This is a genomic window from Streptomyces morookaense, from assembly GCF_013030945.1.
In the GTDB taxonomy this organism is placed as follows: Bacteria; Actinomycetota; Actinomycetes; order Streptomycetales; family Streptomycetaceae; genus Streptomyces; species Streptomyces morookaensis.
In genome coordinates, this window is record NZ_JABBXF010000016.1 from 145902 (window position 1) to 171275 (window position 25374).

The following is a 25374-nucleotide window of genomic DNA, read 5'->3' on the forward strand; positions in this document are numbered from 1 at the left end:
AAAATGAAGACATGCGTGACGCCTTCGGAGCGGAATTCGATGTTCCCCAGGGGTACTTGAACACGCCGAGCATCGGCATTCCGCCGGGCGTGGCCGCCGATGCGGTGGCGGCCGGGGTGGACCGGTGGCGGCGCGGGGCCGATACGCCGGACGACTTCGACGAGGCGGTGGCCTTGTCGCGGCAGGGCTACGCCGACCTCATCGGTGTCCCGATCGGGCGCGTGGCCGTGGGCACGGCCGTGTCCCAGCTGCTGGCCCCGGTGGCGGCGGGTCTGCCCGACGGGGCCAAGGTGCTGGTGGCCGAAGGGGAGTTCACCAGCACCACCTTCCCGTTCGCGGCCCAGGCGCACCGCGGCGTCACGGTGACCGAGGTGCACCTGGCCGAGCTGCCGGCAGCGCTCCCCGGCCACGATGTGGCCGCCGTGAGCGTCGTGCAGTCCGCGGACGGCGCACGCGTGGACCTCGACGCGCTGCGCGAGGCGCGTGAACGCAGCGGCGTTCCGGTGGTGTTGGACGTCACGCAGGCCGCCGGCTGGACGCCGCTCCGGCTGGACTGGGCGGACTGGGTCGTCGCCGCCGGGTACAAGTGGCTGCTGTCCCCGCGCGGGGCCGCCTGGATGGCGGTGCACCCACGGGCGCTCGAGCGCGTCATTCCGGTCAACGCCGGCTGGTACGCGGGCGAAGAGCCCATGCAGACCGTCTACGGCATGCCCCTGCGCCTGGCGAAGGGATCACGCCGCCTGGACCTCGCCCCGGTCTGGCTCGCCCACCTGGGCGCGGCCGCCGCACTCCCCTACCTGGCCTCGCTGGACCTGGCCGCCGTCCACTCCCACTGCGCGGCCCTGGCCGACACGCTCCTCACCCGGCTCGGCCTGCCCGCGCGGGGCAGCGCGATCGTGGCCCTGGACGCCGATGCGGACGGGCTGGCGGCCGCGGGGGTGACCGCGAGCACACGGGCGGGCAAGGCGCGGCTGGGGTTCCACCTCTACAACACCGTCGACGACGTGGAGCGGGTGCTGGACGCACTCCGGCCGCGCCGCACGCGCCCCTGTCGGTGATCCATCACAGCCCGCTCCCCCGAGCCGGGCAGACAGCACAGCTCATCGGCGAGCAGCTCGCCGATGTACCGCTGCGACCGAGCCGAGCAGCCGGGGACGGAATTCCCTACGTGCCGCAGTGGGAAGAACTTCCCCCGGATTCGGCGGACTTGCTGCTCGACTGCGTGCACCGTTTCCCGGCGGAAGAACTCGAACACGGCCCCCGCCTTGGCGGACGAGGCCTTGGACTTGTTCACCGGCCCCGTGGAGGGAAGCGACGAGCTGCGGCAGCTGTGCGTTTGACAAGCGACCTTGCGCGTGTTGCGGCGATGCCCGGCGTATAGATCACGGGGCGACGTCGAGCCGCTCCGCCGGAAGGGACGGCTCCGCGGGCGCAATGCGGGCGATCGAGTTCGGAGGCGCAGACCGAGTCATGCTCCCGATTCGCACACTCGGTCACGGTGCGGTCTCATGCGTACCGGCCCGGTAACCGGCAATCCGATCGGACCCGTTCGGCAAAATCAACGCGCCATGCTCGCTCCCTCGAACCACGTTCACAGGAGGACGACCGCCATGCCCATCAGAATGCGCATCGCCACGGCCGGCCTGGTCACGGCCGGACTGCTGCTGACCTCGACCATCACGGCAACAACCGCCCAGGCGGCAAGCTGCGCCCACCACACCACCGGTGTCTGCAAGGCCAACAGTCGGCACCCCCGCGGAGCCACCGCCCAGTGCAAGGACAAGACGTACTCGTACAGCGCACGCTTCAGCGGAACCTGCTCCCATCACCGGGGAGTTCGCTACTGGTACAAGTAACCGCGCAAGCGTGGTCGACGCTGACGTCTGTGGAAGAATCCGCGGGTTTCGGCGTGGGCGGTGCGGTTCGACGCCCGGCCGGGAGACGCGGGTCACATTCGTGCGTGTCACAGGGAATCGGGCTGTCTCGTCCCAGAGGGTGTAGCCACTGACGAGCACCGAGGAGCAACACCATGGACGCGCGGCTGAACTTCTTCGCCGGCCCGACCGTCGGCAAGGCCCTGAAGCACATCATGGCGGCGGGCAAGGTGATCAAGGACTCGCCACTGCCGGCCGCGACGCAGGAGCTGGTGGCGCTGCGCGTGAGCCAGATCAACGGCTGCGCCGTCTGCCTCGACATGCACACCAAGGAGGCCGCAGCTGCCGGTGAGACCTCGGTGCGGTTGAACCTGGTGGCGGCGTGGCGGGAGGCCACGGTCTACACCGAGGCCGAGCGCGCCGCGCTGGAGCTGGCCGAGCAGACGACCCGGATGACGGACGGGGCCGCGATCCGGGTCACCGACGAGGTGTGGGCGAATGCCGCCAAGCACTTCGACGAGGAGCAGCTCACCGCCCTGGTGCTCCACATCTCCTTCATGAACATGGCGAACCGGATGAACGCCGTCACCCAGCAGCCGGCCGGTGACTACGTACCCGGACAGTTTCACTGAACGACGTCAGCAAACGGCTCGGGTCCCGCTGCGGGCCCCGAGCTGGTAGGCGTTGCCCTGGCCTGCCGGCCTCCCTGATGATCATCAGAAGGTACCTGTCCGGCGCGCGCGGCCGGGTGGGAGGGGTTCAGGGGGAGGGGATTCGGCGTGAGCAAGGTCGAGGAGTTCGAGGAGCTGCGGCCGCTGCTGTTTTCGATCGCCTATCGGATTCTGAGCAGTGTGGGTGAGGCCGAGGACGCGGTGCAGGAGACGTGGCTGCGCTTCGACGCCTCGGCGACCGAGCCCACGTCGACCAAGGCCTTTCTGTCGGCCACGGTGACGCGGATCTCGATCGACGTGCTGCGCTCCGCGCGGGTCCGGCGCGAGGAGTACGTGGGCCCGTGGTTCCCCGAGCCGCTGCTGAGCGATCCGTACCAGAATCCGGCGCGGTCGGCAGAGCTGGCCGACTCGGTGTCGGTGGCGGCGCTGCTGCTGCTGGAGCGGCTCAGCCCGCTGGAGCGGGCGGTGTTCGTGATGCGGGAGGTGTTCGCCTTCGGATTCGACGAGATCGCCGCGGCGGTGGGGCGTTCGGAGGCGGCATGCCGGCAGCTGCTCGTGCGCGCGCGGCGGCACATGGAGGCCGGGCGGCCACGGTTCGAGGCGGATCGGCAGGAGCGGCAGGAGCTGGCCACGCGGTTCTTCGACGCGCTGAAGGACGGCGACGTGGGCGGGCTGCAGGAACTGCTGGCCACCGACGTGCAGTTCGTCGGTGACGGCGGCGGCAAGGCCCCGCAACTGGCCAAGGCCCTCGTGGGCGCGGAGAACGTGGCCCGGGTACTGGGCACGGTCTTCCCCTGGCTCATCCGGATCGACGTGACGTACGAGCCGCACGAGGTGAACGGCCAGCCCGGCGCGATCTTCCGCGACCGGGACGGCAAGGTGCTCCACACCCTGGCCCTCGATGTGCTCGACGGGCAGATCCAGACCATCCGCGCCGTCATCAATCCCGACAAGCTCGGCCACATCGGCCCGGTTGCCGACGCCTGGGCCGTCGACCGCGAGCTGAAGCAGGCCCGGCGGCGCTCGAACTGACCCCGGGAGCGGGAGCGGGCCGACCTCTCATCGGCACCCGCAGGGCGGCCTCGGCCGGTGAAGGGCCGTCGCCGGCCGGCGTCAACCACACATCGTGCGAGGCCACTTCGGCGGCCCGCACGTCCGCTACGTGAGCCTCCAGCCGTTCAGGTGCACAGGACGCCGAGTGCGGCCCGACCACATATGTCGGGCCGCATGTCGTGGCCTTCGACGGCCGGTCTTCGGAACGGTGCCGTTCAGGAGCAGGCGACAAGGTCGCAGTCGAACCTCACCGCCAGTGCGGCAGGGGCTCCGTCAGGCTTGCTCCACGCCGTCCCCCTACCGGTTCCCGGATCGGCCGCCACCGCGGCGATTTCCGTCGTGTTGCACTTGTCGTCCTGGAACAAGTGGGCTTTTTGATTGGTCGCGTTGGTGACCCTGACGACCGCATAGGGGAATTTGATGCACTTCCCCGAGGGCGGGTTGAGCATCTCTCCCGTTCTGCTGACCGAGTTCTCGTAGATGAAGTGGCCGTTGGCCGCGTATGCCGGGGCTCCGCCCGACGTGGCGGTGAACAACGCTGCCACAGGCAGTGCGAACAGAACGCTCATGCGGCGCCTCACGGAGTCCTCCCTTCTCACCGCGCTCACGTGTGCGTGATCTCGATTTCGGTGTGGCAGTTCGGGCTGGGGTCGATGTCTCCGGTGTGGAGAACCTCGCGGTTGCCGATGAAGGCGCTGGCCGCGAACTTCCGGACGTCGGAACAGGAACCGAGGTCGAAGCTCGCGGTGGCTCCTGACACCACGTGGCGCTGGTTTTGCAGCCGGATGACCGGGTCGCTGAAACGCGCGACGGCGAGATCGACCTCGTCCAGGCCGAAACCCGAGTGGTTGACGACATCCACCCTGTAGTTCTGCGCTGCTTCGGCCTGGTGGGCAGCCGAAGCCTGCGGGGCCGTTGCGACCGCCGCGGCGAGTGCCAGCGCGGCGGCGCAAACCGCCTCGGCCGCGCGCCTCATCGGGCGTTCCGGTGCATCGCGAGTGCGCCCGTGTCCCGGATGGTGACGATGTCGTCGCAGCCGACGGGATCGGCGTCGACGTCGCCGGTGGTGAACTTGCGTTCCCCGCCCACGAGACCGCTCACCGCGTACTGCTTGACGTCGGAGCACGGGCCGAGGTCGAAGATGACCACACTGGAGGCCGGCACATTGAACTGGTGGAGGATCTGAGTGACGGGTGTGCTGTTGCGCGTGAAGGCCAGGGCGATCTCGTCGAAGGCCTGGCTGGAGAAGTTGTCCACCTCGACCTGGTAGTTCTTCTCCTGGCGCATCGCCGCGCTCCGGGCCGTCGTCGACGCCGCTCTCGCCTCGGCCGCGTGCCCGGAAGCCTGGGTCGCCGTCAATACCGCGAGGCAGGCCACCATCACGGGCGCCGTCCGCTTGAAGGATGAAAAGCGCATGTCTTCCCCCCTTAAGAAGTAGATAGGGCTCCATAAGCCCCTCCACGACATGTAGTCACGCTATCGCTGGACATATCGGCGGACTAAGTACCCGATCGGGTGAATGGCCGGCAACCGGGACCCGCGGCACCGGGCGGGGTGAGTGCTCCGAAGCGGAACGCCTACCCTGGTGCGCGCCACGTCGCGACGCGACGAGGGCTGGGACGAGGGCGAGGAACGGAGCATGCGGTGACAGCGGGGGAGGCCAACGGCGGGGAGCTGGTCGGGCAGGTGCTCGGTGGGCGTTACCGGGTGACCGCGACGATCGGGCGCGGCGGTATGGGTGTGGTCGCCCGGGCGGTGGACGAGCTGCTCAACCGCGAAGTCGCCGTCAAGGTGCTGCGGGCCTACACCGACGCCTCCGCGCCCGAACTGGCCGATCTGCGGGCCCGCATGCAGCGGGAGGCGCAGGCCGCTGCCCGGATCCGGCACAGCGGTGTGGTCACCGTGCACGACGTGGCCGAGGAACAGGGCCTGCCGGTCATCGTGATGGAGCTCGTCGACGGCCCCTCGCTCGACGACGTGCTCGCCGAGCGCGGCACGCTGGAGCCGCACGAGGCCGCGGCCATCGGCGCGAAGCTGATGGACGCGCTCGACGCCGCGCACCGGGCCGGTGTGCTGCACCGGGACGTCAAGCCCGGCAACGTGCTGCTGGAGCGCGGCGGCAGGGTCGTGCTGACCGATTTCGGCATCGCCGCCATGGACGCCTCCGGCGACGACGACGCCATGGCCAAGCTGACGCGCAGCGGCGAGATCGTCGGCTCCCTCGACTACCTGCCGCCGGAGCGGGCGCGGGGCAGGGAGCCCGGTCCCGCGTCCGACATCTGGTCGCTCGGCATGACGCTGTACGCGGCCGTGGAGGGCGCTTCGCCGTTCCGCCGCACGTCCGTGTGGTCCACGCTGACGGCGATCGTCCAGGAGCCGCTGCCCGAGCCCCGCCGGGCCGGGCCGCTCGCGCCGGTGCTGCAGGCGCTGACGGCGAAGGAGCCGGAGCAGCGGCCCACCGCCGATCAGGCGCGGCGGATGCTGGAGGAGGTCGCTGCGGGCAGGGCGACGAGCCCTACCCCATCGGCCCCGGTCCCCGGCGTTCCCCGCACCCCCACCGCCCTCTCGACCCCCGCGCCCGCCCCCGGCTTCGGCCCCCCGCCCGCCGCGGACCCCGGACCCGCGGCCGCCGGCCGCAACCGGCGGCGCACCCGTGTCGTGATCGCGGCCTCGACCGCCGCCGTCGTGCTCGCCGGCGGCGGCGTCACCTACGCCCTGACGGGCGGGCACGACGGTTCCGGAGCCGACGCGCTGCACGCGGTGCGTCACGGAGGCGCGTCCCCCTCCCCCAGCGGCGGCCGGGCATCGGCCCCGCCGTCCGCCGCCCCTTCGCAGCAGCCCGGCCCGGCGGCGAGCAGCGCGGCCCCGTCCGCGTCGCCCTCGCAGAACGCGCAGAACACACAGAACCCGCAGACGGCGAAGCCGAGCCCGGTGTCGACGAGTTGCACCGGCTGGAGTCACGCGGACCCCAAGCCGGGCACCTACGGCTTCATGGCCGTCAGCAGCCACATACAGACCGGGCCGTACCAGATGTGTCCGTCCGTGACCCTGGCCAAATCCGGCACGAAGCTCTGGTACCACTGCTCCGTCGTCAACGCCTATGGCAATACGTGGACCTGGGTCCGCGTGGCCGGCACGAACACCTCGGGCTGGATGTCGGACGACAACCTCACACGCCAGAACGGGCCGTCTGCTCCGCCCTGCTGACAGGGACCGGCGGCACCAGCGAAACGGTCCGCTCCGGTGCGGGAACGCGGATGCCCTCGGCGCGGTAGCGCTGGTGCAGGCGCTTGATGAACTCGTGCTTGATGCGGTACTTGTCGCTGAACTCGCCCACACCGAGGATCACCGTGAAGCCGATCCGCGAGTCCCCGAAGGTGTGGAAGCGGACGGCCGGTTCATGGTCGGGGACGGCGCCGGTGACGTCCTTCATCACGCCTTCGGCGACCTCGATGGTGATGCGCTCGACCTCTTCGAGGTCGCTGTCGTAGGCGACGCCCACCTGAACGGTGACGGACAGCTTCTGCTCGGGCCGGCTGAAGTTGATCATATTCGTGCCGGCGAGCTTGCCGTTGGGGATGATGACGAGGTTCTTCGCCAGCTGCTCCACCACGGTGTTGCGCCAGTTGATGTCGACGACGTAGCCCTCTTCACCGCTGCTGAGGCGGATGTAGTCGCCGGGCTGGACGGTCTTCGACACGAGGATGTGCACTCCGGCGAAGAGGTTGGCCAGCGTGTCCTTCAACGCCAGTGCGATGGCCAGACCGCCCACACCCAGGGCGGTGAGCAGCGGGGCGATGGATATGCCGAGCGTCTGCAGGACGATGAGGAAGCCCATCGCCAGCACCGCGATCCGCGTGATGTTGACGAATATCGTGGCCGATCCCGCCACGCCCGAGCGGGACTGTGCCACGGAGTGCACCAGCCCGCCGACGACGCGGGCCACGGTGAGGGTCACCGTGAAGATCACGACGACTTCCAGCACCTGATTGACGGTGTGTCCGACGGCCCGGTTCAGCGGCAGAGCCGCAGCACCCGCCGCGACACCGGCCGCCACCGCGGCCCACGGCACGGACGTGCGCAGCAGGTCCACGATGATGTCGTCCCCGTTCCACCGCGTCCTGCGGGCCCGTTCGGCGAGCCAGCGCAGGATCACCCGCAGGACGAGCGCCGCGGCCAGCCCCGCGGCCACCGCGATGCCGGCGACGACGGCGTCGTGCAGCGTCAGGGTCCGGTTCACCGGCCTCCCCCTGCCCGTATGCCGCGCCGAGCGGAACGGCTGCCCGCCGCTCGGAGCCCGGGTCTGCAACCGCGGTCGTCGAGGTAATGGTGCGTCACTTCCACCTGCCTGTCCCAGAGATCACGATCGCGCCGGGCCACGGGGGCGGGCCGGCGCGCGGATGATCATCCTGCACCACGCCGGCCGGGGGTCGGGACGCAGGGGCCCTGCCGGCGGACGCAGCGCCGGCACCCCTCGTGATCGCCATGAACAGATCAAGGATTCCCCAGGATCCGCCCCTTCCCCTTGTTGACCGTCCACCGACAAAACTACGGTCTGCGCAACCCGCCCACCGGGTCGATCCGCCTCAGGAGGAAGCACCTTGAGCGACCGCATATCGGCACGCCACAGATCCCGTGCCCCCCGCCGCACCGTCCTCGCCGTCCTCGGAACCGCCGCGCTCGGCCTCTCCGGCCTGATGGCCTCGGCCCCGGCCGAGGCACAGGCCGCAACCGGTTCCTCGCACGGCGCCGCGTGGGTCCGCTCCTGCGCGCAGGCCACCACCCCGGGCGCCATGGCCTGCAACGCCCTGCGCGTGACCAACGCACGCCAGCACGTCAAGCCGCTCGGCGTCACCGCCGACGCCACTCCCTCCGGCTACGGTCCCGCCGACCTGCTCAGCGCCTACAACCTGCCGGCCGGCGGCGGCAGCGGGCAGACGATCGCCATCGTCGACGCCTACAACGACCCCAACGCCGAGTCGGACCTGGCCACCTACCGCAGCCAGTACGGGCTGCCCGCCTGCACCACGGCCAACGGGTGCTTCCGGAAGACCGACGAGCACGGCGGCACCAGCTACCCGCGCAACAGCACGGGCTGGGCCGGCGAGATCTCCCTCGACCTCGACATGGTCTCCGCGATCGCGCCCAACGCCCACATCATCCTCGTCGAGGCAAAGACCGCGAGCACGGCCGACCTGGGCACGGCGGTCAACACCGCCGTCCGGCTCGGCGCGCAGTACGTCTCCAACAGCTACGGCGGCCCGGAGTCGGCCTCGGACGCCTCCTACGACGAGAGCTACTACAACCACCCCGGCGTGGTCATCACCGCGTCCTCCGGGGACAGCGGCTACGGCGTCGAGTACCCGGCAGCCTCGCAGTACGTCACCGCAGTGGGCGGCACCTCCCTCAAGCGCGACTCCAGCAGCCGCGGCTGGAACGAGAGCGTCTGGAACACCAGCTCCACCGAGGGCACCGGCTCCGGCTGCTCGGCCTACGACACCAAGCCGGCCTGGCAGACGGACGGCGGCTGCGCACAGCGCACGGTCGCCGACGTCGCCGCCGTCGCCGACCCCGCCACCGGTGTCGCCGTGTACCAGACCTACGGCGGCTCCGGCTGGAGCGTCTACGGCGGCACCAGCGCCGCTTCGCCGATCATCGCGAGCGTGTACGCGGACGCCGGCACCCCGTCCGCCGGTTTGTACCCGTCCTCGTTCCCCTACGCGCACACGGGCTCGCTCAACGACGTGACCAGCGGCTCGACCACCACGTGCTCCCCCTCCTACCTGTGCACCGCCGGGCCCGGCTTCGACGGCCCGACCGGGCTGGGGACGCCCAACGGCCTGGCCGCCTTCACCGGTTGACACGACCGTGCCCGCCGTGCGGATTCGCACGGCGGGCCACCGCAAGCACTTCAGGAACGCCCCGCTCCCAGCGCCCCCTTGAGCGCCTTGTCGCGGTAGGCGCAGAACACCTTCGCCGGGTTCTTGTAGTGACTCCACGGCACGGCGCCCACATGGCCGTCCACCAGCCGGAACTGGATCAGGGCCGCCTCGTGGCGGCCTGCCTTGGTGAGGAAGTACGCGAGCAGGTGCCGGACTTCGGCCAGCCGCGGATGGTCGGGGCGGGCCGCCGCCACGTCGGCCAGGGCGGCGTCGACGAGAGCGGTGACCTCCGGCCAGCCGTAGGCCTCGGCGGGCGCCTTGTCGTCGTGGGTCTCGTACCAGTTGAGGAGCGGGAACATGGTGAGCAGGCTGCCGGGGGGCGCCGTTGCAGCGGCCCGGGCCGCGAAGTCGCGGGAGAGCTCTTCGGAGCCGTGCCACTTGGCGTACCAGTAATTGAGGGCGCGCCAGTGCGCCTCGTAGTGGTACGGGGCACGGGACGTGACCTCGGCCCACAGCTCGTGCAGGGCGTCGTGCGGGGCACCCAGGCCCATGTACAGCGGGATCTGCAGCAGGTACGGGGTGGGGTCCTCGGGACGGGCCAGGGACGCGGCCCGCTCGAAGTCCTCGCGGGCCTCGCGCAGGACGCGGTGGAAGCCCGCGAACTGCTCGGCGGTGGTGTCCTCGGCCCAGCGCCCGCCACGGATCTCCCAGGCGACCCACACCTTCGCGGTCGCATGGATCACGGCGGCGTCCGGGTCGTCGGGGTGCGCGGCCCGCCAGGCCTGCAGCCAGGTGTCGTCCTCGACCGCCCGTGCGGCCGCGGCTCCGACCAGGCAGGAGCGGCGCTCCCAGTCCGTGCCCGCGGCGGCGAGGGCCCGGGCGGCGGGCTCCCATGTGCCCTGGGCGAGGGCCGCGTTCATGGCGTCCGCCTCGGGGTCCGCGGCGGCCCGGTCCGTGTTCTGGCGCTCCGGCGGCAGCAGGTCCGCGCCGGCGACGGCCGCTTCGCGCGCGAGTTTCGCGGCGCGCCGCCGGTTCCGCAGCCAGAAGAAGAGCATGGCGGCGAGGACGAGGATGGGGAAAATTCTCACAGGTACGGTTTTCTACGGTTGTCGGGGATTTCGGATTCAGTCGGTGAGGAGCGTGCGCAGCGGCAGCGTGTCCGGGAGGTCCGCGACGGCACTCCGCACCGCCGCCGCCAGCGCGTCCGCCACGTCCACGTCCCCGGCCCCCGGCAGCACCAGCCGGGCGGGCGCGGACCAGGACAGCTCCCAGCGCGCCCCGGCCCGTTCCACCAGGGCCAGTTCCGCGAGCCGGGTCACGCCGGCCTCCAGTGCGGGCCGCAGGAACTCGCGCGCGGCCCGGCCCGTCGCCTGCGCCGCCTCCGGCGACTTGGGCAGGTGACCGGCGACCTGCCACAGCCGGCCGGCGTCGGCGGCGTCCAGCAGGGCGTTCAGGTCGTCCGCGGCAAGCCCTGCCGCCAGTCCGGCCTCCGAGATCGCCGAGCGCAGCGGCTGCGCGGCCTTCTGTACGAGCGTGTGGACGGCCCGGTGCGTCAACTCCGGCCATTCCACCCGCTCCAGGGCCAGCGCCTCCGGGGTGAGGACCGCGCCCTCCAGCTCCACCAGCACCCGCTCGGGGTCGCGCAGCAGCTCCAGTGCGGGGCGCGCCGGTGCCGCCGCCATGCCGTCGTCCGGGAGCTCCTCGATGAGCCGTACGCGCTCGGCCACCGGCGGGTGCGAGTCGTAGGGGGAGAGCTCGTCGGGCGGCAACTCGCCGCGCAGTTCGGCCAGGTCGGCCTGGCGGTGCGGGTCGGCGAGCAGGTGCCGCAGGCCGCCGAAGACCTCGCCGTGCGGCGGGAGCACGCCCGCCGGGACGCCCAGCGTGGCGTACCGCTCCATGTAGTGGTCGTGCGCGGCGTCGAGGGCCGCGGTCGCCCGCAGGGCCGAGGCCGTGGCGTCCCGGCCCGCGACCCGGACCGCCAGCAGGTCGGCGGCGAGCTCCTGCTGCCGGCCGACGCTGTGCGTGGCGCGCAGGTAGAAGCGTGCGTACGCCTGGAACGGCTTGGCCGTCATCCGGTAACCGAAGCCCGCGCCACCGGTGTTGACCTTGCGGGGCTTCTTGCCCTTGCGCAGACGCTTGGCGGCCGCCCGCTCCTGCCGCGAGCGTTCGTCCTCGACGGCCCTCTGCTCGCGCTCCTGGAAGGCCTCCACCGTCCGCTGCACGGCGTCGCGGCCGCGCCGTGTGATGCCGGCGACGCGGGTGTCCGCGTTGCCGTAGTGGCCGAGTTCGTGTGCGACGACGGCGTGCAACTGCGGCTCGGTCAGGCCCGTCAGCAGCGGTACGCCGAGGTACAGGCGGCGCCGGCCGGGCAGCAGGCCCAGCATCCGGGTGTCCTCGGAGACGGCCGCGTTGACGTCACCGGTCAGTACGATCTCGTCCGGCGCCCGGGTGCCCGACCGCTCGGCCAGGGACCGTACGGCGCGCCACAGTTCGGGCTGCCGGCCCTCGGTCACCGGGAGCCCGTGCTCCTCCCCGCCTTTGGACGCGCCGAGCGCGAAGACGCCCTTCAGCACGGGGAGTCCGAGCACGACGGTGACCGCGGTTATTTTGATCGCTGCAACGGCCGGCGCCCGCATCCACGCCGCCACGTCGACGCCGACGAACACGCCGAGCACGACAAGCGCGAGCAGATAGAAGCCGGCCAGCAGCACAAGCGCACGCAGGGCGCGCAGAGAAGTGCCCACAGGGCGGAGTACCCCCACATCGAGAAAAATCAGGATGAGGGGATTTTACGCGCCCTTTAGGTCGGCCTGTTGTTATTTTACGTGCCGTACGGTCCGGTTCAGGCCGTGCGGCGGCGGAGCGTGGCCGCGCCGAGCGCCAGCGCGAGCAGGGCGGCGCCCGCGATGACGGCCAAGTCCCGTACCAGCAGGGCGTCCACGCCGGTGGCGACGGTCAGCCTGCTCATCGCATCGACCGCGTACGAGAGCGGCAGGACGTCCGAGATCCAGCGCAGCACGGCCGCCATGTTCGCGCGCGGCACGAAGAGCCCGCACAGCAGCAACTGCGGCAGGATCACGGCGGGCAGGAACTGGACCGCCTGGAACTCGGTGGCCGCGAACGCGGAGACCAGCAGGCCGAGCGCCATGCCCAGCAGGCCGTCGCCGACCGCCACCGCGAAGAGCAGCCAGGCGGGGCCCGCCACCTTCAGCCCCAGCAGCCCGAGGGTCAGCGCCGAGGCGAGAACCGCCTGCACGAGGGCGACCGCGCCGAAGGCGAGGGCGTACCCGAGCAGCAGGTCGAGCCGGCCCAGGGGCATGGTGAGCAGCCGCTCCAGCGTGCCGGTGGTGCGCTCGCGCAGCATCGCGACCGAGGTCACCAGAAACATCACCAGCAGCGGGAAGATGCCCAGCAGCGCCGCGCCGACGCGGTCGAAGAGCTGGGGCTGCTGGTCGAACATGTAGCGGAGCAGGGCGAGCAGCACGCAGGGCACCACGAGCAGCATCGCGATCGTGCGCGGGTCGTGCCGGAGCTGGGCCAGGACCCGGCGGGCGGTGGCGAGGGTGCGGGTGGTGTTCACGAGGGGTCTCCGGTGGGGAGGGCGGCGGTCGCGTCCGGGTCCTGGGCGACGAGGGCGAGGAAGGCGCTGTCGATGTCGGACGCCCCGGTCCTGCGCAGCAGTTCCGCGGGGGTGCCGGCGGCGAGCAGCCGTCCGTCGCGCATCAGCAGGAGGCGGTCGCAGCGGGTGGCCTCGTCCATGACGTGACTGGAGACCAGCAGGGCGGCGCCCCCGTCGGCGAGTTGCCGGAAGAGCTGCCAGAGGTCCTGCCGGAGGACCGGGTCCAGGCCGACCGTGGGCTCGTCCAGGACGAGCAGTTCGGGGGTTCCGAGCAGGGCCGCGGCCAGCGAGACGCGGGCCCGCTGGCCGCCGGAGAGCCGGGCGACGAGGGCGTGCGCGTGGGCGGTGAGGCCGACTTGGGCGATCACGCGGCCAGGGTCGGAGGGCGGTGCGCCGAGGACGGCTGCGAAATAGCGCAGGTTCTCGGTGACGCTGAGGTCGCCGTAGACGGAAGGCGCCTGGGTGACGTAGCCGACCCGGTCGCGCAGCGCAGCGCTTCCGGCCGGGCTGCCGAGCACCTCCACCCGTCCCCCGGCCACGCGCTGCACGCCGACGATCGAGCGGAGCAGCGTGGTCTTGCCGCAGCCGCTGGGGCCGAGCAGCCCGGTGACCGAGCCGCGGGGGACGTCGAGATCGAGGCCGTGCAGGACGGTGCGGCCGCCGCGGACGACCGTCAGGCCCGCGGCACGGATCGCGGGGGCGGACCCCACGCCATAATTCATCACGCGATGAGTTTCCTGCTGGGTGCCCGGCCCGTCAAGCGCGGGCCATGGCTTCCGGTCCCGGAGGCGGGCCGGCGCCGCCGTGCGATGCTGGAGCGCATGAACCTGGAGGATCTGGTGCGGCTGCGCCGCGCCCGGGACACGATGGACCGCGACTACGCGCAGCCGCTGGACGTCCCGGCGCTGGCGGACATCGCCCTCATGTCGCCCGGCCACTTCTCGCGCAGCTTCCGCGCCGCCTTCGGGGAGACGCCCTACAGCTATCTGATGACCCGCCGCGTCGAGCGGGCGAAGGCGCTGCTGCGGCGGGGCGATCTGAGCGTGACGGAGGTCTGCTTCGCCGTCGGCTGCACCTCGCTCGGGTCGTTCAGCTCCCGCTTCACCGAGCTGGTCGGCGAGAGCCCCAGCGCCTACCGGGCCCGCGGCCATGAGGAGGCTGCCGCGATCCCGGCGTGCGTGGCCAAGATCTTCACGCGGCCGCGCAGGAACGGCGAACCGGTCAGGATCGGAGAAGCGGAATCCGCCGCCGCCTCGTAGCGTCGGGGGCATGAACATCAAGCTTTCCCAGTGCTTCATCGCAGTCGACGACCACGACAAGGCGCTCGCCTTCTACCGCGACGTCCTCGGCCTCGAGGTGCGCGGCGACGTCGCGTTCGAGGGCATGCGCTGGGTGACCGTCGGGTCGCCCGAGCAGCCGGACGTGCAGATCGTCCTGGAACCGCCGCTCGCCAACCCCAACGCCTCGCCGGCCGACAAGCAGGCGATGGCGGAACTGCTGGCCAAGGGCATGCTGCGCGGCGTGATCTTCTCCACCGACGACTGCGACGCCACCTTCGAACGCATCCGTGCCGCCGGCGGAGAGGTCCTCCAGGAGCCGATGGACCAGCACTACGGCGTCCGCGACTGCGCCTTCCGCGACCCGGCCGGCAACATGCTCCGCTTCACCCAGCCCCGCACGACGCGATGAGCCAGGCCGCGAAGAAGGCAACGAAGAAGGTCGCGAAGAAAGCCACGAAGAAGGTCGCCGAGAAGACGGTGAAGCCCGTGCAGGCCGCCCCGCGGTCGTCCGCGCCGCACGCCGCCGACCGCCACGAGCTGATCCGCGTGCACGGTGCGCGCGAGAACAACCTCAAGGACGTCGGCATCGAGATCCCCAAGCGGCGGCTGACGGTGTTCACCGGCGTCTCCGGCTCGGGCAAGAGCTCGCTGGTGTTCGACACGATCGCCGCGGAGTCGCAGCGGCTGATCAACGAGACCTACAGCGCCTTCGTCCAGGGCTTCATGCCCACCCTCGCCCGGCCCGACGTCGACGTCCTGGACGGCCTGACCACCGCGATCATCGTGGACCAGCAGCGGATGGGGGCCGACCCCCGCTCCACCGTCGGCACCGTCACCGACGCCAACGCCATGCTGCGCATCCTCTTCAGCAGACTCGGGAAGCCCCACATCGGCCCGCCCGGTGCCTTCGCCTTCAACGTCCCCTCGGTCAGGGCGAGCGGTGCGATCACGGTCGAGCGCGGTGCGCAGAAGACGGTGAAGGCGACCTTCTCCCGCACCGGCGGCATGTGCCCGCGCTGCGAGGGCCGGGGCACGGTCACCGATCTCGACCTCGCCCAGCTCTACGACGACTCCAGGTCACTGTCCGACGGCGCGATCACCGTCCCGGGATACAAGGCGGGTGGCTGGAACCACCGCCTCTACAGCGAGTCGGGTTTCTACGACGCGGACAAGCCGATCCGCAAGTACAGCAAGAAGGAACTCCACGACTTCCTCCATCACGAGCCGGTCCGGATGAAGATCGCAGGCATCAACATGACCTACGAGGGTCTCGTTCCCCGGATCCGGAAGTCGATGCTCGCCAAGGACAAGGAGGCGATGCAGCCGCACGTCCGGGAGTTCGTGGAACGGGCGGTCACCTACACCACCTGTCCCGAGTGCGACGGCACCCGGCTCGCCGAAGGGGCCAAGTCGTCGAAGATCAAGCGGATCACCATCGCCGACGCGTGCGCGATGCAGATCAGCGACCTGGCCGAGTGGGTCCGCGGTCTCGAGGAGCCGTCGGTGGCGCCGCTGCTTGCCAAACTCCTGCACACGCTCGACTCGTTCGTGGAGATCGGCCTGGGCTACCTCTCGCTCGACCGGCCGTCCGGCACGCTGTCGGGCGGCGAGGCACAGCGCGTCAAGATGATCCGCCACCTCGGCTCCTCGCTCACCGACGTCACCTACGTCTTCGACGAACCCACCACGGGCCTGCACCCCCATGACATCCAGCGGATGAACGAACTGCTGCTGCGGCTGCGGGACAAGGGCAACACGGTGCTCGTCGTGGAGCACAAGCCGGAGGTGATCGCGATCGCCGACCACGTCGTGGACCTCGGTCCGGGCGCCGGCCAGGCGGGCGGCACCGTCTGCTTCGAGGGCACCGTCGAGGGGCTGCGGGCCAGTGGCACCGTCACCGGCCGGCATCTCGACGACCGGGCCGCCCTCAAGAAGACGGTGCGCAGACCCACCGGCCGGCTGCCGGTCCGCGGCGCGACGACGCACAACCTGCGCCGCGTCGACGTCGACATCCCGCTCGGCGTGCTGACCGTCGTCACCGGTGTCGCCGGCTCCGGGAAGAGCTCGCTCGTGCACGGGTCCATCCCGCCCGGGACGGAGGTGGTGTCCGTCGACCAGAGCGCGATCCGCGGCTCCCGGCGGAGCAACCCGGCGACGTACACAGGGCTGCTCGAACCGGTCCGCAAGGCGTTCGCCAAGGCCAACGGCGTGAAGCCGGCGCTGTTCAGCGCCAACTCCGAGGGTGCGTGCCCCACGTGCAACGGCGCTGGGGTGGTCTACACCGACCTGGCGATGATGGCCGGTGTCGCCACCGTCTGCGAGGAGTGCGAGGGGAAGCGGTACCAGGCGTCGGTGCTGGAGTACCGCCTCGGCGGGCGCGACATCAGCGAGGTGCTCGCGATGCCGGTGACCGAGGCCGAGGAGTTCTTCGGCACCGGCGAGGCGCGCACCCCGGCCGCGCACCGGATCCTGGAGCGCCTCGCCGACGTCGGGCTCGGCTACCTCAGCCTCGGCCAGCCGCTCACCACGCTGTCCGGCGGCGAGCGGCAACGGCTCAGACTGGCCACGCACATGGCGGAGAAGGGCGGCGTCTACGTCCTCGACGAGCCGACGGCCGGGCTCCACCTCGCCGACGTCCAGCACCTGCTCGGCCTGCTCGACCGGCTCGTCGACTCCGGCAAGTCGGTCATCGTCGTCGAGCACCACCAGGCGGTCATGGCGCACGCCGACTGGATCATCGACCTCGGCCCCGGTGCGGGCCACGACGGCGGCCGCATCGTCTTCGAGGGCACGCCGGCCGACCTCGTCGCCGCCCGGTCCACCCTCACGGGGGAGCATCTGGCGGAGTACGTCGGCAGCTGACGGGGGCGGTGGCGGTCAGGTCAAGTCAAGTCAGGCCAGGCCAGGTCGAGTCACGGCAGCCGTTCCAGGAGTCTGCGGACCGCATCCAGCATCAGCCGGCTCACGTGCTCCGGATCGGCACTGGCGAGCGGTTCCTGGCGGACGACGACGCGCGTGAGACCGATGCCGAGCAGCCAGGCGAGGACGAGTGCGGCGCGCAGTTCGGCATCGGCGGCGTCGGTGAGGCCGGTGAGCGCAGTGGTGTACTCCTCGGTCAGGCGGCTGTTCGTCCGGGCCGCCTCGTCGTCGCTGCCGGCCGAGCGCAGGAACACTTCGAGCGAGCGGTCGGCGGCCGCCGTGCCGCCGGGGGCGAGCAGGTTCTTCAGAGCGGACTGCAGCAGGTGTTCGGCGGGGGTCTCCTCCAGTTGGCGGCGGCCGTTCATCGCCACGACCTCGCCGAAGAGCGCGGTCTTCGATCCGAAGTAGCGGAAGAGCAGGGCCTGGTTGACGCCGGCGCGGTCGGCGATCGCGCGCACCGTCGTGCGGTCGTAGCCCCGTTCGGCGAAGAGCTGCGCCGCCGCCTCGACCAGGCATCTGCGGGTGGCCTCGGCATCGCGGCGGCGCGGCGGCTTCTCTGCGGTCATGTCCGGTCCTCCTCAAACGCCGGGCCGGCAGGCCCTGTTGACGCCTGCCCCGCCCCGCCCTACGGTCGTTGTAAGCACCTGCTTACATCATGCTCCTGCACCGCCGCGAGACCTTACTGCCCCTTGTGAAGCAACAAGGAACGACGAACGAGGAGTCCGGATGTCCGTCTCCCCCGCCGAGCCCGCCGCCTACCCCTTCAACGAAGCCGCCGGCCTGGAACTGTCCGAGCGGTACGCCGAGGTGCGCGCCCACGAGGGCCTGCCGCGCGTCCAGTTGCCCTACGGCGAACCGGCCTGGCTGGTCACGCGGTACGCGGACGCCCGGCTCGTCCTGGGCGACCAGCGCTTCAGCCGCGCCGCATGCGTCGCGCACGACGAGCCCCGGCAGTCGGAGAACCAGAACAACAGCGGCATCCTCGCCATGGACCCGCCCGACCACTCCCGGCTGCGCAGGCTGGTGGCCGGGGCGTTCACCGTGCAGCGGATGGAGCGGCTGCGGCCGGACATCCGCGCCCTGGCGGAGAGCCTGCTGGACGACATGGTGGCGGCCGGCCCGCCGGCCGACCTGGTCGACGCCTTCGCGCTGCCGCTGCCCGTCTCCGTCATCTGCCGCATGCTCGGCGTGCCCGAGGCCGACCGGCCGCTCTTCCGCAAGTGGAGCGACGACGCGCTCTCCACGAGCTCCCTGACGGCCGAGGAAGCCGAGGCCAGCCGGCAGGAGTTGCGCGCCTACATGGCGGAGCTGATCGCCGGGCACCGCGTCCGGCCCGCGGACGACCTGATGACGTCCCTGATCGAGGCCCGTGACCAGGGGGACCGGCTGTCCGAGCAGGAGTTGATCGACCTGTGCGTGGCGGTGCTGGTCGCGGGGCACGAGACCACGGCCACCCAGATCCCCAATTTCGTCTGGACCCTCCTCGGCCGCCCCGGCGAACTCGCGCGCCTGGGCGCCGATCCGGCCCTGATCCCGCCCGCGGTCGAGGAGTTGCTGCGCTTCGTCCCCATGGGCATGGCGGCGGGCATCCCCCGCTACGCCACCGAGGACGTCGAAGTGGGCGGGACACTGGTGCGCGAGGGCGAGGCCGTCCTGGTGTCGATGGGCGCCGCCAACCGCGACGACCGGCGCTTCGCCGCCCCCGACGCACTCGACCTGGGCCGAACGGGCAACCAGCACCTGGGATTCGGCCACGGCGTCCACCACTGCCTCGGCGCCCCGCTGGCCCGCGTCGAACTGCAGGAGGCCCTGAGAGCCCTCTCCTTGCGGCTCCCGGGTCTCCAACTGGCCGGTGACATCGTCTGGAAGACCCAGATGCTGGTCCGCGGGCCGCGGGCGATGCCGGTGGGATGGTGAGGCGCAGGGGCACCTCGCGGCTCTCGTGGCCGAAAACCGCCCTCCGGCCGAGGGCGGTTCGGCCGGAACTATTGGTTCATGTGTTCGGCGTGCCTAGCGTCGCCCTCCCGTGGCCATCAGGCCGCGCGGAGCGACTCGAGGAGCGCCCATGCACTGGCCGACACGCCGTGCGCTGACCGCCGCCCTGGTCGGCGCCGCCTGCACCGTTCTCCCCGCCACCTCGGCAGTGGCACAACCGGGTACAGCCGCGAACACCGCCGTCACCACGACGTCCGTACAGGTCGTCGACGCCGCGCATCCGCTGCCTGCCGTCGGCAGCAGATGGGATGCCGGAGCCCAGCACCGGTCCGCGCAGTGGCGCGATTCCGTACCGCAGCCGCCGGCCACACTGCACGAGCACGGTGACGTGACCGCGCAACGGCTGGGGGTCACTTACACGTCCACGGCCCACGGTGCGTCGGCTCTCGCCGCCGGTGCGGATCTGGCCACGTGCCGGAGGCTGCTGCCGACGTCCGGCGAGCAGATCCTCAACCACTACGCGTACTGCCGCGTCACCCCGCTCGGATACTCCGTCGTGAGCGGCGGCAAGGTGATCGGCACCGTCTCGTGGCGGAACACCACGGCGGGGGACGGCACCAAGGGTTCCCGGGTCATCCGGCTGGTGACCGGCATGGACCGGTTCCGGCGGGTCGGCGTGACGACCGACGGGCTGCTCTCCATCGGGTGGACCACCGGCGGCTACCGCGGGCCGGACGGCAGCAACAAGGCGTGCGGGGTCTTCGGTTCCGGGCCGAACCTGCTGAGCGAGTGGCAGGCCGGCGGCACCGCCATCCACACCATCGCCTCGCCGGTGAGCGACGGTTACGGCCAGGACAAGGTGGCACGCTGCGCGATCCGCTCGTCCGTGACCAACAGCGGCGGCACCGGGGCGTTCCTCGACAACGGCGTCCGGTTCGACTCCGCGAAGTACCTCGGCATCAAGGGCGCGGGGATATTCGACCGGGTCATGCCGACGATGGGCGAGTACGGCGTCCGCAGCACGCGCAACGGAGCGGTCGCCCGCCACATACAGCTCGCCCAGACCAACCCGGCGGCCACCTATCCGCCCGCGCCCGCCGGACACACCAAGTCCATTCCCGGCAGCGTCGCCTCCGGCAGGCCGCTGCACCGGCTGGTGTCCACCTGGGACGCGACGGCCACCACCGAGTACAACAAGAACCGCAGCAAGGTCCAGAGCACCTGCGCCCACCTGCCGCACAAGGCGGGCGAGGAGTGCGACGAGTACCCCTTCGCATCGTCCTGGGAGGGCGCGGGCAAGGGCGACGGCAACTTCTCCGTGAAGTACGTCGACGGCACCCAGAACGGCAACGCCGGAACCGACTTGAACAACTGGTACCTGGCCGACCGCATCCTGCACAAGGACGCCTTCTACGTCGTCATCCACTGACCTGACCGTCGGCGGTACGTCATCCCCGGACCCGGGCCCACAGCTGGACGACGTACCGCTCCAGACCGGTGAACAACGGCGGGTCCGCGGCCCGTTGCCGTGCCCGCGCCTCCGGGCCTCCTCCATGCCGGTACAGGCGCACGGCGTACGCTCCGGGCCCGCCCAGTTCCACCGGCTCGCCCGCCGGACCGTGCGCCACCGCCCAGGCCGTCACGGCGCCGGACGGCACGTCGAGCACGCACTCCCCCACCGGCGGCCCGGCCGGCTGCTCCGGGGGCGGCCCGTCCCACACCTCGAACCGCACATCCGCATCGTGCATCGCAACGGTGCTGGCGACCATCAACCCGCTGCCGTTGACGGCCAACTCCCGCCCGTCGAGCGCCGGGAGCTGCCACGGCCGCCCGCCGAACGGCGCCTCCGCGTCGCACAGGGCGAACTGTGCCCGCTCGACACCCACCAACCGCTCGAACACATGCACCACGGCTGTCACGCCGGCCTCCCGGGACATCGGTACGAACGAATGCTGCTCCTGCCGGGACGACATCTTCCCGGCAGGAGCAGCACCACCGCCAACTACTGCTTCCCGTACCGCGACCGTCCCACCGCCGCCGCCACCGTCAGCGGCACCGTCAGGACCGCCGCGACGGTGAACAGGGGCCCGTAGTGGTGCGCCCCGGCCGCGCCGGCCGAGATGGCGCTGGCCACTGCGCTGCCGACGTAGAGGGCCACGCCGAACATCGCCACACCGGTCGCCCGGGCCGTCGCCGACAGGCCGGTCGCCCACGACTGGACCGTGGAGTGCATGAACGACCAGCCGCCGCCCAGCAGCAGGGCCGTCACCACGAGCGCCGGCACCGACTGGCTGACCGCCGCGACCGCGTAGGCGGCGGCCATCTGCACGCCGCCCGCCACGATCAGCCGGACCGGACCCCACTGGCCCACCAGGCGCTTGACCCACTGGGCGGCGGACATCGAGCCCACGCCGTAGAGCGCGGACACCGCACCGGCGAGTGCGGTCGGCACGCCCCGTGCCTCCAGCGCCGGGGCGATGTAGGTCAGGAAGCCCAGCAGCACCGCGCCCTCCAGGGCGGCCACGGCCATGACGTACCACTGCCAGCCCGACCGCAGCACGTCCCGCATCGGCGCCAACAGCGAGCCGACAGGCTCCCGTTCGGGCTCCTCCAGCCGGCGCAGGGCGAACACGAGGTACAGCGCGAGCAGGCCCGGCAGGGCGAACACCACGCGCCAGCTGACGTACAGAGCCACCACTCCGGCCACCACGGTGGCCACGGCCGTGCCCAGGGCGAAGGCCGTCATCAGCGAGCTCAGCGGGCGTTGCCGCACCGCCGCGGGGACGGTGTCGCCGACATAGGTCAGCGAGGCGGCGATCGAGGCCGCGAAGAAGGCCCCGGCGACGGCCCGCGCCACGATCAGCACCGGCGCGTCGGGCGCCGCCGCCGAGCAGAACGCGGCAACGGCCGCTCCCGCGAGGGAGAACCGCATCACCCGCACCCTCCCCAGCCGGTCGCTGGCCACCCCCCACACCGGCTGCATGAGCCCGTAGCAGAGGTAGTAACCGCTGGCCGCGAGGACCACGGTCGAGAGGGACGCGCCGAGGTGGGTGCCGATGAGCACGAGCATCGGTGCAATGCAGAAACGGTCGAAGTTGCTGACGAATCCGGCGGCGCTCAGCATCCGGAGCGACTGCTCGGGCAGCCCGGTTGCGGGAGGCGCGGAAACGGGGGACGCGACAGTAGTCATGGGGAGGTGCTCCTCTCTTCACCCATGCCTCCATCTCACTCCCCGGCGGCCTGCCGTGATCACCTCAAGCGATTACCATCGCTGACAGGCTCGCCAGGAGCCGGCACGGGGAGGAACGGGGGACGATGGACACCACGACGCGCACGCCGCGTCAGGAGCTCGGGGCCTTCCTGCGCTCCCGCCGGGAGCGGCTCTCCCCCGCCGACGTGGGTCTGCCGGGCTCGCCGCGGCGGCGCACCCCCGGGCTGCGCCGGGGCGAGGTGGCCGGGCTGGCCGGGATCAGCAGTTCCTGGTACGCGTGGCTGGAGCAGGGCCGGGTGCGCACCTCGGAGCAGGTGCTGCGCGCGGTGGCGCGGGCGCTGCTGCTGGACGCGGACGAGACGGCGCACGTGCTGTCGTTCACCGAGGACGCCCCGGAGGCCGGGGCGGCGGCGCCGGGCTGGGTCTCGCGGAACCTGCTGTCGCTGGTGGAGGCGACGGACCCCAACCCGGCGGTGGTGATCGACCCGCACTGGGACCTGCTGGCGTGGAACGCCGGCTACGCGGCGCTGCTCACCGACCCGGCGCGGCTGCCTCCGAAGCAGCGCAATCTGCTGTGGCTGGTGTTCCGCTGGCCGCCGAGCCGGACGCTGCTGGCGCAGTGGGAGCCCGAAGCCCGCAGTCTGCTGGGCCAGTTCCGGTCGCACGCGGCGCGGCATCCCGGGGACGGACGGTACGCCGAGATCGTCGAGGAGCTGCTGGCCGATCCGGAGGCGGCCCGCTGGTACGGGCAGCGGGAGACGGCGGCGTTCCACCCGGCGGTGCGGCACTTCCGCCATCCGGTGGCGGGCGATCTGCATCTGCGGTACGTGAAGCTGGCGGCCGTCGACGAGCCCGGCCACCACTTCCTGGCCTATGTGCCGGACGACCCGGCGACGGCAACGGCCGTACGGCGGCTGGCCGGAGAGACGTGAGAAGGAGCCGCCCGCGGTGTCGCGGGCGGCTCCCCCATCTCTTTTCGAGTGGTCAGCTGGTGAGCACGGCCTTCATCACCGATCCGGCGGCGACCGCCGCCATCGCCTCGGCGTGCTGCTCCAGCGGGTACGCCGTCACCAGCCCCGCGAGGTCGAACCGGGCGGCCAGCGTCGGCAACAGCCGTACGTACTCGGTGAGATGGGCTCCGGTGAACGCCCAGGAGCCGATCACGTCGAGCTGGCGGTGGACGATCTGGTGCGGGTTGAGCAGGGTGTCGCCCGCGTCGGAGTACTGGCCGATGACCAGGTACGAGCCGCCGCGGCGGGCCAGGGTGAGGCCCTGGGCGACGGCGGCGGGCACCCCGGCGCACTCGATGACGAGGTCCGCCCCGGCGCCGCCGGTGGCGTCGCGCACCTCCTGCCGAACGGCGTCCTGTCCCCCGGCGATGTCGATGTGCACGTCGCCGATACCGGCCTTGGCGGCCAGGGCCAGCCGTTCGGCGGGGCCGCCGACGAGGATCACCTTGGCGGCGCCCGCGAGCTGGGCGAAGGCCGCCGCCGCGAGGCCGACGGGGCCGCTGCCCTGGACCACGACGGTCTCGCCGAGCCGGACGGGCCGGCGCTCGAAGAGGGCGTGGACCACGGTGGGCCCGGCGCAGGCCAGCGACATCGCGGCCAGCGGGTCGACGCCCTCGGCCGCCTTGACGACGGTGGTGCCGGGCTGCAGCACGATGTGGTCGGCCCACGAGCCGGACAGCCCGGCCCCTTCCGTCACCGGGCGGTTGACGCCGTAGGTGCGGCGGTTCTCGCACAGGGTGGGTTCCCGGTGCAGCCGGCAGGGCGGGCACTCGCCGCAGGCGATGGACGAGGCCCACATCACCGCGTCGCCCTCGGCCAGCGGTGCGCCGGTGGCGTCGCGGTGCTCCCCGGCGCCGAGTTCACGGATGACGCCGTAGCCCTCGTGCCCCAGGACGAGCGGGGTGGGGATGGGCAGGTGGCCCTGCTGGAGGTGCAGGTCGGTGCCGCAGATGCCGCCGTAGCCGCAGGCCACGATCATGCCCCCGGCGGGGGCCTGCGGGATACCGAACTCGCGCAGGGCGAGCGGCGCGTTGAACTCCTCCAGGACCACGGCCTTTCCGGTGCGCGCGGTCATGCCTTCACCCCCTGGAGGGCGTCGAGGAAGGGCTCGGACAACGGGCGCAGCGGCACGCTGTCGCGGCAGACGACGTACTCGGGGCGGGGTGTGCCGGACCAGCTGGGCAGGTTGGTGACGTCGTTGTAGGTGGCGATGAGCAGGCGGCGGGCGAACGGGGACATGTTCGGCGCGGAGCCGTGCACGATCTCCGGGGAGAAGAACACCACCGATCCGGCCGGTCCCTTGGGGCTGGTCATGCCGTACCGGTCGACGTGCTCGGCGAGCTGGGCGGGGGTCAGGGCGATGTCGTCGGGGTCGAGGTGCTGATCCGAGCGGGCGTCGGCCTTGCGGCCGTCGCGCACCATGCCGTTGCGGTGGGAGCCGGGCAGGAAGATGACCGGCCCGTTGAACTCGGTGACGTCGTCGAGGAACACGCCGATGTTGACCTGCCGGGGTGCGGGCAGGGCGTCGGCGAGCCGCCAGGCGAGGTAGTCCTGGTGCCAGGCCCACTTGTCGCCGCCGAAGGCCGGCTTGGCGTTGATCTTGAACTGGTAGACGTAGACGTCGTCGGTGAGCAGCTGGCGGACGGGGCCGAGCACGCGGGGGTCGCGGATCAGTCCGGCGTACTCCGCCTGCCGGTGGTGGGAGGCGTAGACGGCGCGGACCTCCTCGCCCGTCTCCTCGGTGACGAGGTGGGGGCCGGGGACGGTGCAGTCGCGGGCGAAGGCCTCGCGCAGGGCCGTCACCTCGCGCGGATCCAGCAGGGACTCGATGAGGAGGAAGCCGTTGTCGTGGTAGTGGTCGAGCTGCTCCTGGGTCAGGTGCATGGTGTAGTGCTCCATGGTGTGTAGGGGAGTTCGCGG

25 protein-coding genes are annotated in these 25374 nt (G+C 71.7%); 12 read left to right on the plus strand and 13 right to left on the minus strand.

The genetic code is table 11. From position 1 onward, the window contains the following. Positions 1–11: 11 nt before the first annotated feature. The 4 genes from HG542_RS09515 to HG542_RS09530 all read left to right on the plus strand — a co-directional run bounded on the left by HG542_RS09515 (position 12) and on the right by HG542_RS09530 (position 3577). Positions 12–1058, plus strand: coding sequence for an aminotransferase class V-fold PLP-dependent enzyme (locus HG542_RS09515; protein ID WP_171079671.1), 1047 nt, complete (start codon positions 12–14; stop codon positions 1056–1058). A 552-nt stretch (positions 1059–1610) separates the two neighbouring features. Then, on the plus strand, positions 1611–1856 hold the full coding sequence (locus HG542_RS09520) for a DUF3761 domain-containing protein (RefSeq protein WP_229922585.1): 246 nt from the start codon (positions 1611–1613) through the stop codon (positions 1854–1856). 173 nt (positions 1857–2029) lie between these two features. Continuing rightward, positions 2030–2506 (plus strand): carboxymuconolactone decarboxylase family protein, encoded by a 477-nt coding sequence (locus tag HG542_RS09525; RefSeq protein ID WP_171079673.1) that lies wholly within the window; start codon positions 2030–2032, stop codon positions 2504–2506. A 147-nt stretch (positions 2507–2653) separates the two neighbouring features. Continuing rightward, positions 2654–3577 (plus strand): RNA polymerase sigma-70 factor, encoded by a 924-nt coding sequence (locus tag HG542_RS09530; protein WP_171079674.1) that lies wholly within the window; start codon positions 2654–2656, stop codon positions 3575–3577. A 236-nt stretch (positions 3578–3813) separates the two neighbouring features. Here the strand turns inward: HG542_RS09530 and HG542_RS09535 are convergent, their stop codons facing one another. Genes HG542_RS09535 through HG542_RS09545 form a run of 3 tightly spaced genes read right to left on the minus strand, consistent with a single transcriptional unit; the run spans position 3814 to position 5014 of the window. Next, a complete protein-coding gene (locus HG542_RS09535) occupies positions 3814–4167 on the minus strand; it encodes a hypothetical protein (RefSeq protein WP_171079675.1) in 354 nt (117 codons plus the stop codon). A gap of 35 nt (positions 4168–4202) precedes the next feature. Beyond that, positions 4203–4574 (minus strand): hypothetical protein, encoded by a 372-nt coding sequence (locus HG542_RS09540; protein ID WP_171079676.1) that lies wholly within the window; start codon positions 4572–4574, stop codon positions 4203–4205. Continuing rightward, the gene (locus HG542_RS09545) at positions 4571–5014 is read right to left on the minus strand and encodes a hypothetical protein (protein WP_171079677.1); all 444 of its coding nucleotides are present in this window, start codon (positions 5012–5014) and stop codon (positions 4571–4573) included. Before HG542_RS09545 ends, HG542_RS09540 begins: the two co-directional genes overlap by 4 nt. 228 nt (positions 5015–5242) lie before the next feature. Here HG542_RS09545 and HG542_RS09550 point away from each other — a divergent pair, with 228 nt between their 5' ends. Next, a complete protein-coding gene (locus HG542_RS09550; RefSeq protein ID WP_171079678.1) occupies positions 5243–6805 on the plus strand; it encodes a serine/threonine-protein kinase in 1563 nt (520 codons plus the stop codon). On the opposite strand, the gene HG542_RS09555 is transcribed toward HG542_RS09550, so the two are convergent. Beyond that, positions 6768–7838: a mechanosensitive ion channel family protein gene (locus HG542_RS09555; protein ID WP_171079679.1), complete on the minus strand. Its 1071-nt coding sequence runs from the start codon at positions 7836–7838 to the stop codon at positions 6768–6770. The two genes, HG542_RS09550 and HG542_RS09555, sit on opposite strands and share 38 nt — an antisense overlap. Positions 7839–8199: 361 nt before the next feature. Here HG542_RS09555 and HG542_RS09560 point away from each other — a divergent pair, with 361 nt between their 5' ends. Further along, positions 8200–9459, plus strand: a complete 1260-nt coding sequence (locus tag HG542_RS09560) for a S53 family peptidase (protein ID WP_171079680.1) — start codon at positions 8200–8202, stop codon at positions 9457–9459. A gap of 50 nt (positions 9460–9509) precedes the next feature. On the opposite strand, the gene HG542_RS09565 is transcribed toward HG542_RS09560, so the two are convergent. From HG542_RS09565 to HG542_RS09580, 4 genes are all read right to left on the minus strand, one after another. Continuing rightward, positions 9510–10568, minus strand: coding sequence for a hypothetical protein (locus HG542_RS09565; RefSeq protein WP_229922586.1), 1059 nt, complete (start codon positions 10566–10568; stop codon positions 9510–9512). Between the two features lie 36 nt (positions 10569–10604). Further along, on the minus strand, positions 10605–12224 hold the full coding sequence (locus tag HG542_RS09570) for a M48 family metalloprotease (RefSeq protein ID WP_171079681.1): 1620 nt from the start codon (positions 12222–12224) through the stop codon (positions 10605–10607). A gap of 98 nt (positions 12225–12322) precedes the next feature. Then, positions 12323–13060 (minus strand): ABC transporter permease, encoded by a 738-nt coding sequence (locus HG542_RS09575; RefSeq protein WP_171079682.1) that lies wholly within the window; start codon positions 13058–13060, stop codon positions 12323–12325. Then, a complete protein-coding gene (locus tag HG542_RS09580) occupies positions 13057–13821 on the minus strand; it encodes an ABC transporter ATP-binding protein (protein ID WP_171079744.1) in 765 nt (254 codons plus the stop codon). Before HG542_RS09580 ends, HG542_RS09575 begins: the two co-directional genes overlap by 4 nt. A gap of 99 nt (positions 13822–13920) precedes the next feature. On the opposite strand from HG542_RS09580, the gene HG542_RS09585 reads away from it, so the two are divergent. Genes HG542_RS09585 through HG542_RS09595 form a run of 3 tightly spaced genes read left to right on the plus strand, consistent with a single transcriptional unit; the run spans position 13921 to position 17241 of the window. Further along, entirely contained in the window at positions 13921–14358 is a 438-nt protein-coding gene (locus tag HG542_RS09585) for a helix-turn-helix domain-containing protein (protein ID WP_171079746.1), read from the plus strand. A gap of 10 nt (positions 14359–14368) precedes the next feature. Next, on the plus strand, positions 14369–14788 hold the full coding sequence (locus HG542_RS09590; RefSeq protein WP_171079683.1) for a VOC family protein: 420 nt from the start codon (positions 14369–14371) through the stop codon (positions 14786–14788). Further along, entirely contained in the window at positions 14785–17241 is a 2457-nt protein-coding gene (locus tag HG542_RS09595; protein WP_171079684.1) for an ATP-binding cassette domain-containing protein, read from the plus strand. Before HG542_RS09590 ends, HG542_RS09595 begins: the two co-directional genes overlap by 4 nt. Before the next feature lie 50 nt (positions 17242–17291). Here the strand turns inward: HG542_RS09595 and HG542_RS09600 are convergent, their stop codons facing one another. After that, a complete protein-coding gene (locus HG542_RS09600; protein ID WP_171079685.1) occupies positions 17292–17864 on the minus strand; it encodes a TetR/AcrR family transcriptional regulator in 573 nt (190 codons plus the stop codon). 160 nt (positions 17865–18024) lie between these two features. Between HG542_RS09600 and HG542_RS09605 the strand changes: the two genes are divergently transcribed. Together HG542_RS09605 and HG542_RS09610 are read left to right on the plus strand one after the other, a co-directional pair. Next, positions 18025–19215, plus strand: a complete 1191-nt coding sequence (locus tag HG542_RS09605; protein ID WP_171079686.1) for a cytochrome P450 — start codon at positions 18025–18027, stop codon at positions 19213–19215. 148 nt (positions 19216–19363) lie between these two features. Beyond that, positions 19364–20662 (plus strand): NucA/NucB deoxyribonuclease domain-containing protein, encoded by a 1299-nt coding sequence (locus HG542_RS09610; RefSeq protein WP_171079687.1) that lies wholly within the window; start codon positions 19364–19366, stop codon positions 20660–20662. Between the two features lie 19 nt (positions 20663–20681). Here HG542_RS09610 and HG542_RS09615 read toward each other — a convergent pair whose 3' ends face one another. Beyond that, positions 20682–21152 (minus strand): hypothetical protein, encoded by a 471-nt coding sequence (locus HG542_RS09615; protein WP_171079688.1) that lies wholly within the window; start codon positions 21150–21152, stop codon positions 20682–20684. A gap of 83 nt (positions 21153–21235) precedes the next feature. Beyond that, entirely contained in the window at positions 21236–22423 is a 1188-nt protein-coding gene (locus HG542_RS09620) for an MFS transporter (protein WP_171079689.1), read from the minus strand. 125 nt (positions 22424–22548) lie between these two features. Between HG542_RS09620 and HG542_RS09625 the strand changes: the two genes are divergently transcribed. After that, positions 22549–23376 (plus strand): helix-turn-helix transcriptional regulator, encoded by an 828-nt coding sequence (locus HG542_RS09625; RefSeq protein WP_171079690.1) that lies wholly within the window; start codon positions 22549–22551, stop codon positions 23374–23376. 52 nt (positions 23377–23428) lie between these two features. Here the strand turns inward: HG542_RS09625 and HG542_RS09630 are convergent, their stop codons facing one another. Both HG542_RS09630 and HG542_RS09635 read right to left on the minus strand, forming a co-directional pair. After that, positions 23429–24529, minus strand: coding sequence for a zinc-binding dehydrogenase (locus tag HG542_RS09630; RefSeq protein ID WP_171079691.1), 1101 nt, complete (start codon positions 24527–24529; stop codon positions 23429–23431). Then, complete coding sequence (locus HG542_RS09635) at positions 24526–25353, minus strand: phytanoyl-CoA dioxygenase family protein (RefSeq protein ID WP_171079692.1); 828 nt, start codon at positions 25351–25353, stop codon at positions 24526–24528. The genes HG542_RS09630 and HG542_RS09635 overlap by 4 nt, the downstream gene beginning before the upstream one ends. Positions 25354–25374 lie beyond the last annotated feature (21 nt).

Coding starts and splice junctions, on each gene's coding strand:
- HG542_RS09595 (WP_171079684.1), top strand. CDS start 14,785: ATGAGCCAGGCCGCGAAGAAGGCAACGAAGAAGGTCGCGAAGAAAGCC.
- HG542_RS09515 (WP_171079671.1), top strand. CDS start 12: ATGCGTGACGCCTTCGGAGCGGAATTCGATGTTCCCCAGGGGTACTTG.
- HG542_RS09605 (WP_171079686.1), top strand. CDS start 18,025: ATGTCCGTCTCCCCCGCCGAGCCCGCCGCCTACCCCTTCAACGAAGCC.
- HG542_RS09590 (WP_171079683.1), top strand. CDS start 14,369: ATGAACATCAAGCTTTCCCAGTGCTTCATCGCAGTCGACGACCACGAC.
- HG542_RS09600 (WP_171079685.1), bottom strand. CDS start 17,864: ATGACCGCAGAGAAGCCGCCGCGCCGCCGCGATGCCGAGGCCACCCGC.
- HG542_RS09580 (WP_171079744.1), bottom strand. CDS start 13,821: ATGAATTATGGCGTGGGGTCCGCCCCCGCGATCCGTGCCGCGGGCCTG.
- HG542_RS09625 (WP_171079690.1), top strand. CDS start 22,549: ATGGACACCACGACGCGCACGCCGCGTCAGGAGCTCGGGGCCTTCCTG.
- HG542_RS09545 (WP_171079677.1), bottom strand. CDS start 5,014: ATGCGCTTTTCATCCTTCAAGCGGACGGCGCCCGTGATGGTGGCCTGC.
- HG542_RS09610 (WP_171079687.1), top strand. CDS start 19,364: ATGCACTGGCCGACACGCCGTGCGCTGACCGCCGCCCTGGTCGGCGCC.
- HG542_RS09620 (WP_171079689.1), bottom strand. CDS start 22,423: ATGACTACTGTCGCGTCCCCCGTTTCCGCGCCTCCCGCAACCGGGCTG.
- HG542_RS09540 (WP_171079676.1), bottom strand. CDS start 4,574: ATGAGGCGCGCGGCCGAGGCGGTTTGCGCCGCCGCGCTGGCACTCGCC.
- HG542_RS09525 (WP_171079673.1), top strand. CDS start 2,030: ATGGACGCGCGGCTGAACTTCTTCGCCGGCCCGACCGTCGGCAAGGCC.
- HG542_RS09585 (WP_171079746.1), top strand. CDS start 13,921: ATGAACCTGGAGGATCTGGTGCGGCTGCGCCGCGCCCGGGACACGATG.
- HG542_RS09635 (WP_171079692.1), bottom strand. CDS start 25,353: ATGGAGCACTACACCATGCACCTGACCCAGGAGCAGCTCGACCACTAC.
- HG542_RS09535 (WP_171079675.1), bottom strand. CDS start 4,167: ATGAGCGTTCTGTTCGCACTGCCTGTGGCAGCGTTGTTCACCGCCACG.
- HG542_RS09520 (WP_229922585.1), top strand. CDS start 1,611: ATGCCCATCAGAATGCGCATCGCCACGGCCGGCCTGGTCACGGCCGGA.
- HG542_RS09630 (WP_171079691.1), bottom strand. CDS start 24,529: ATGACCGCGCGCACCGGAAAGGCCGTGGTCCTGGAGGAGTTCAACGCG.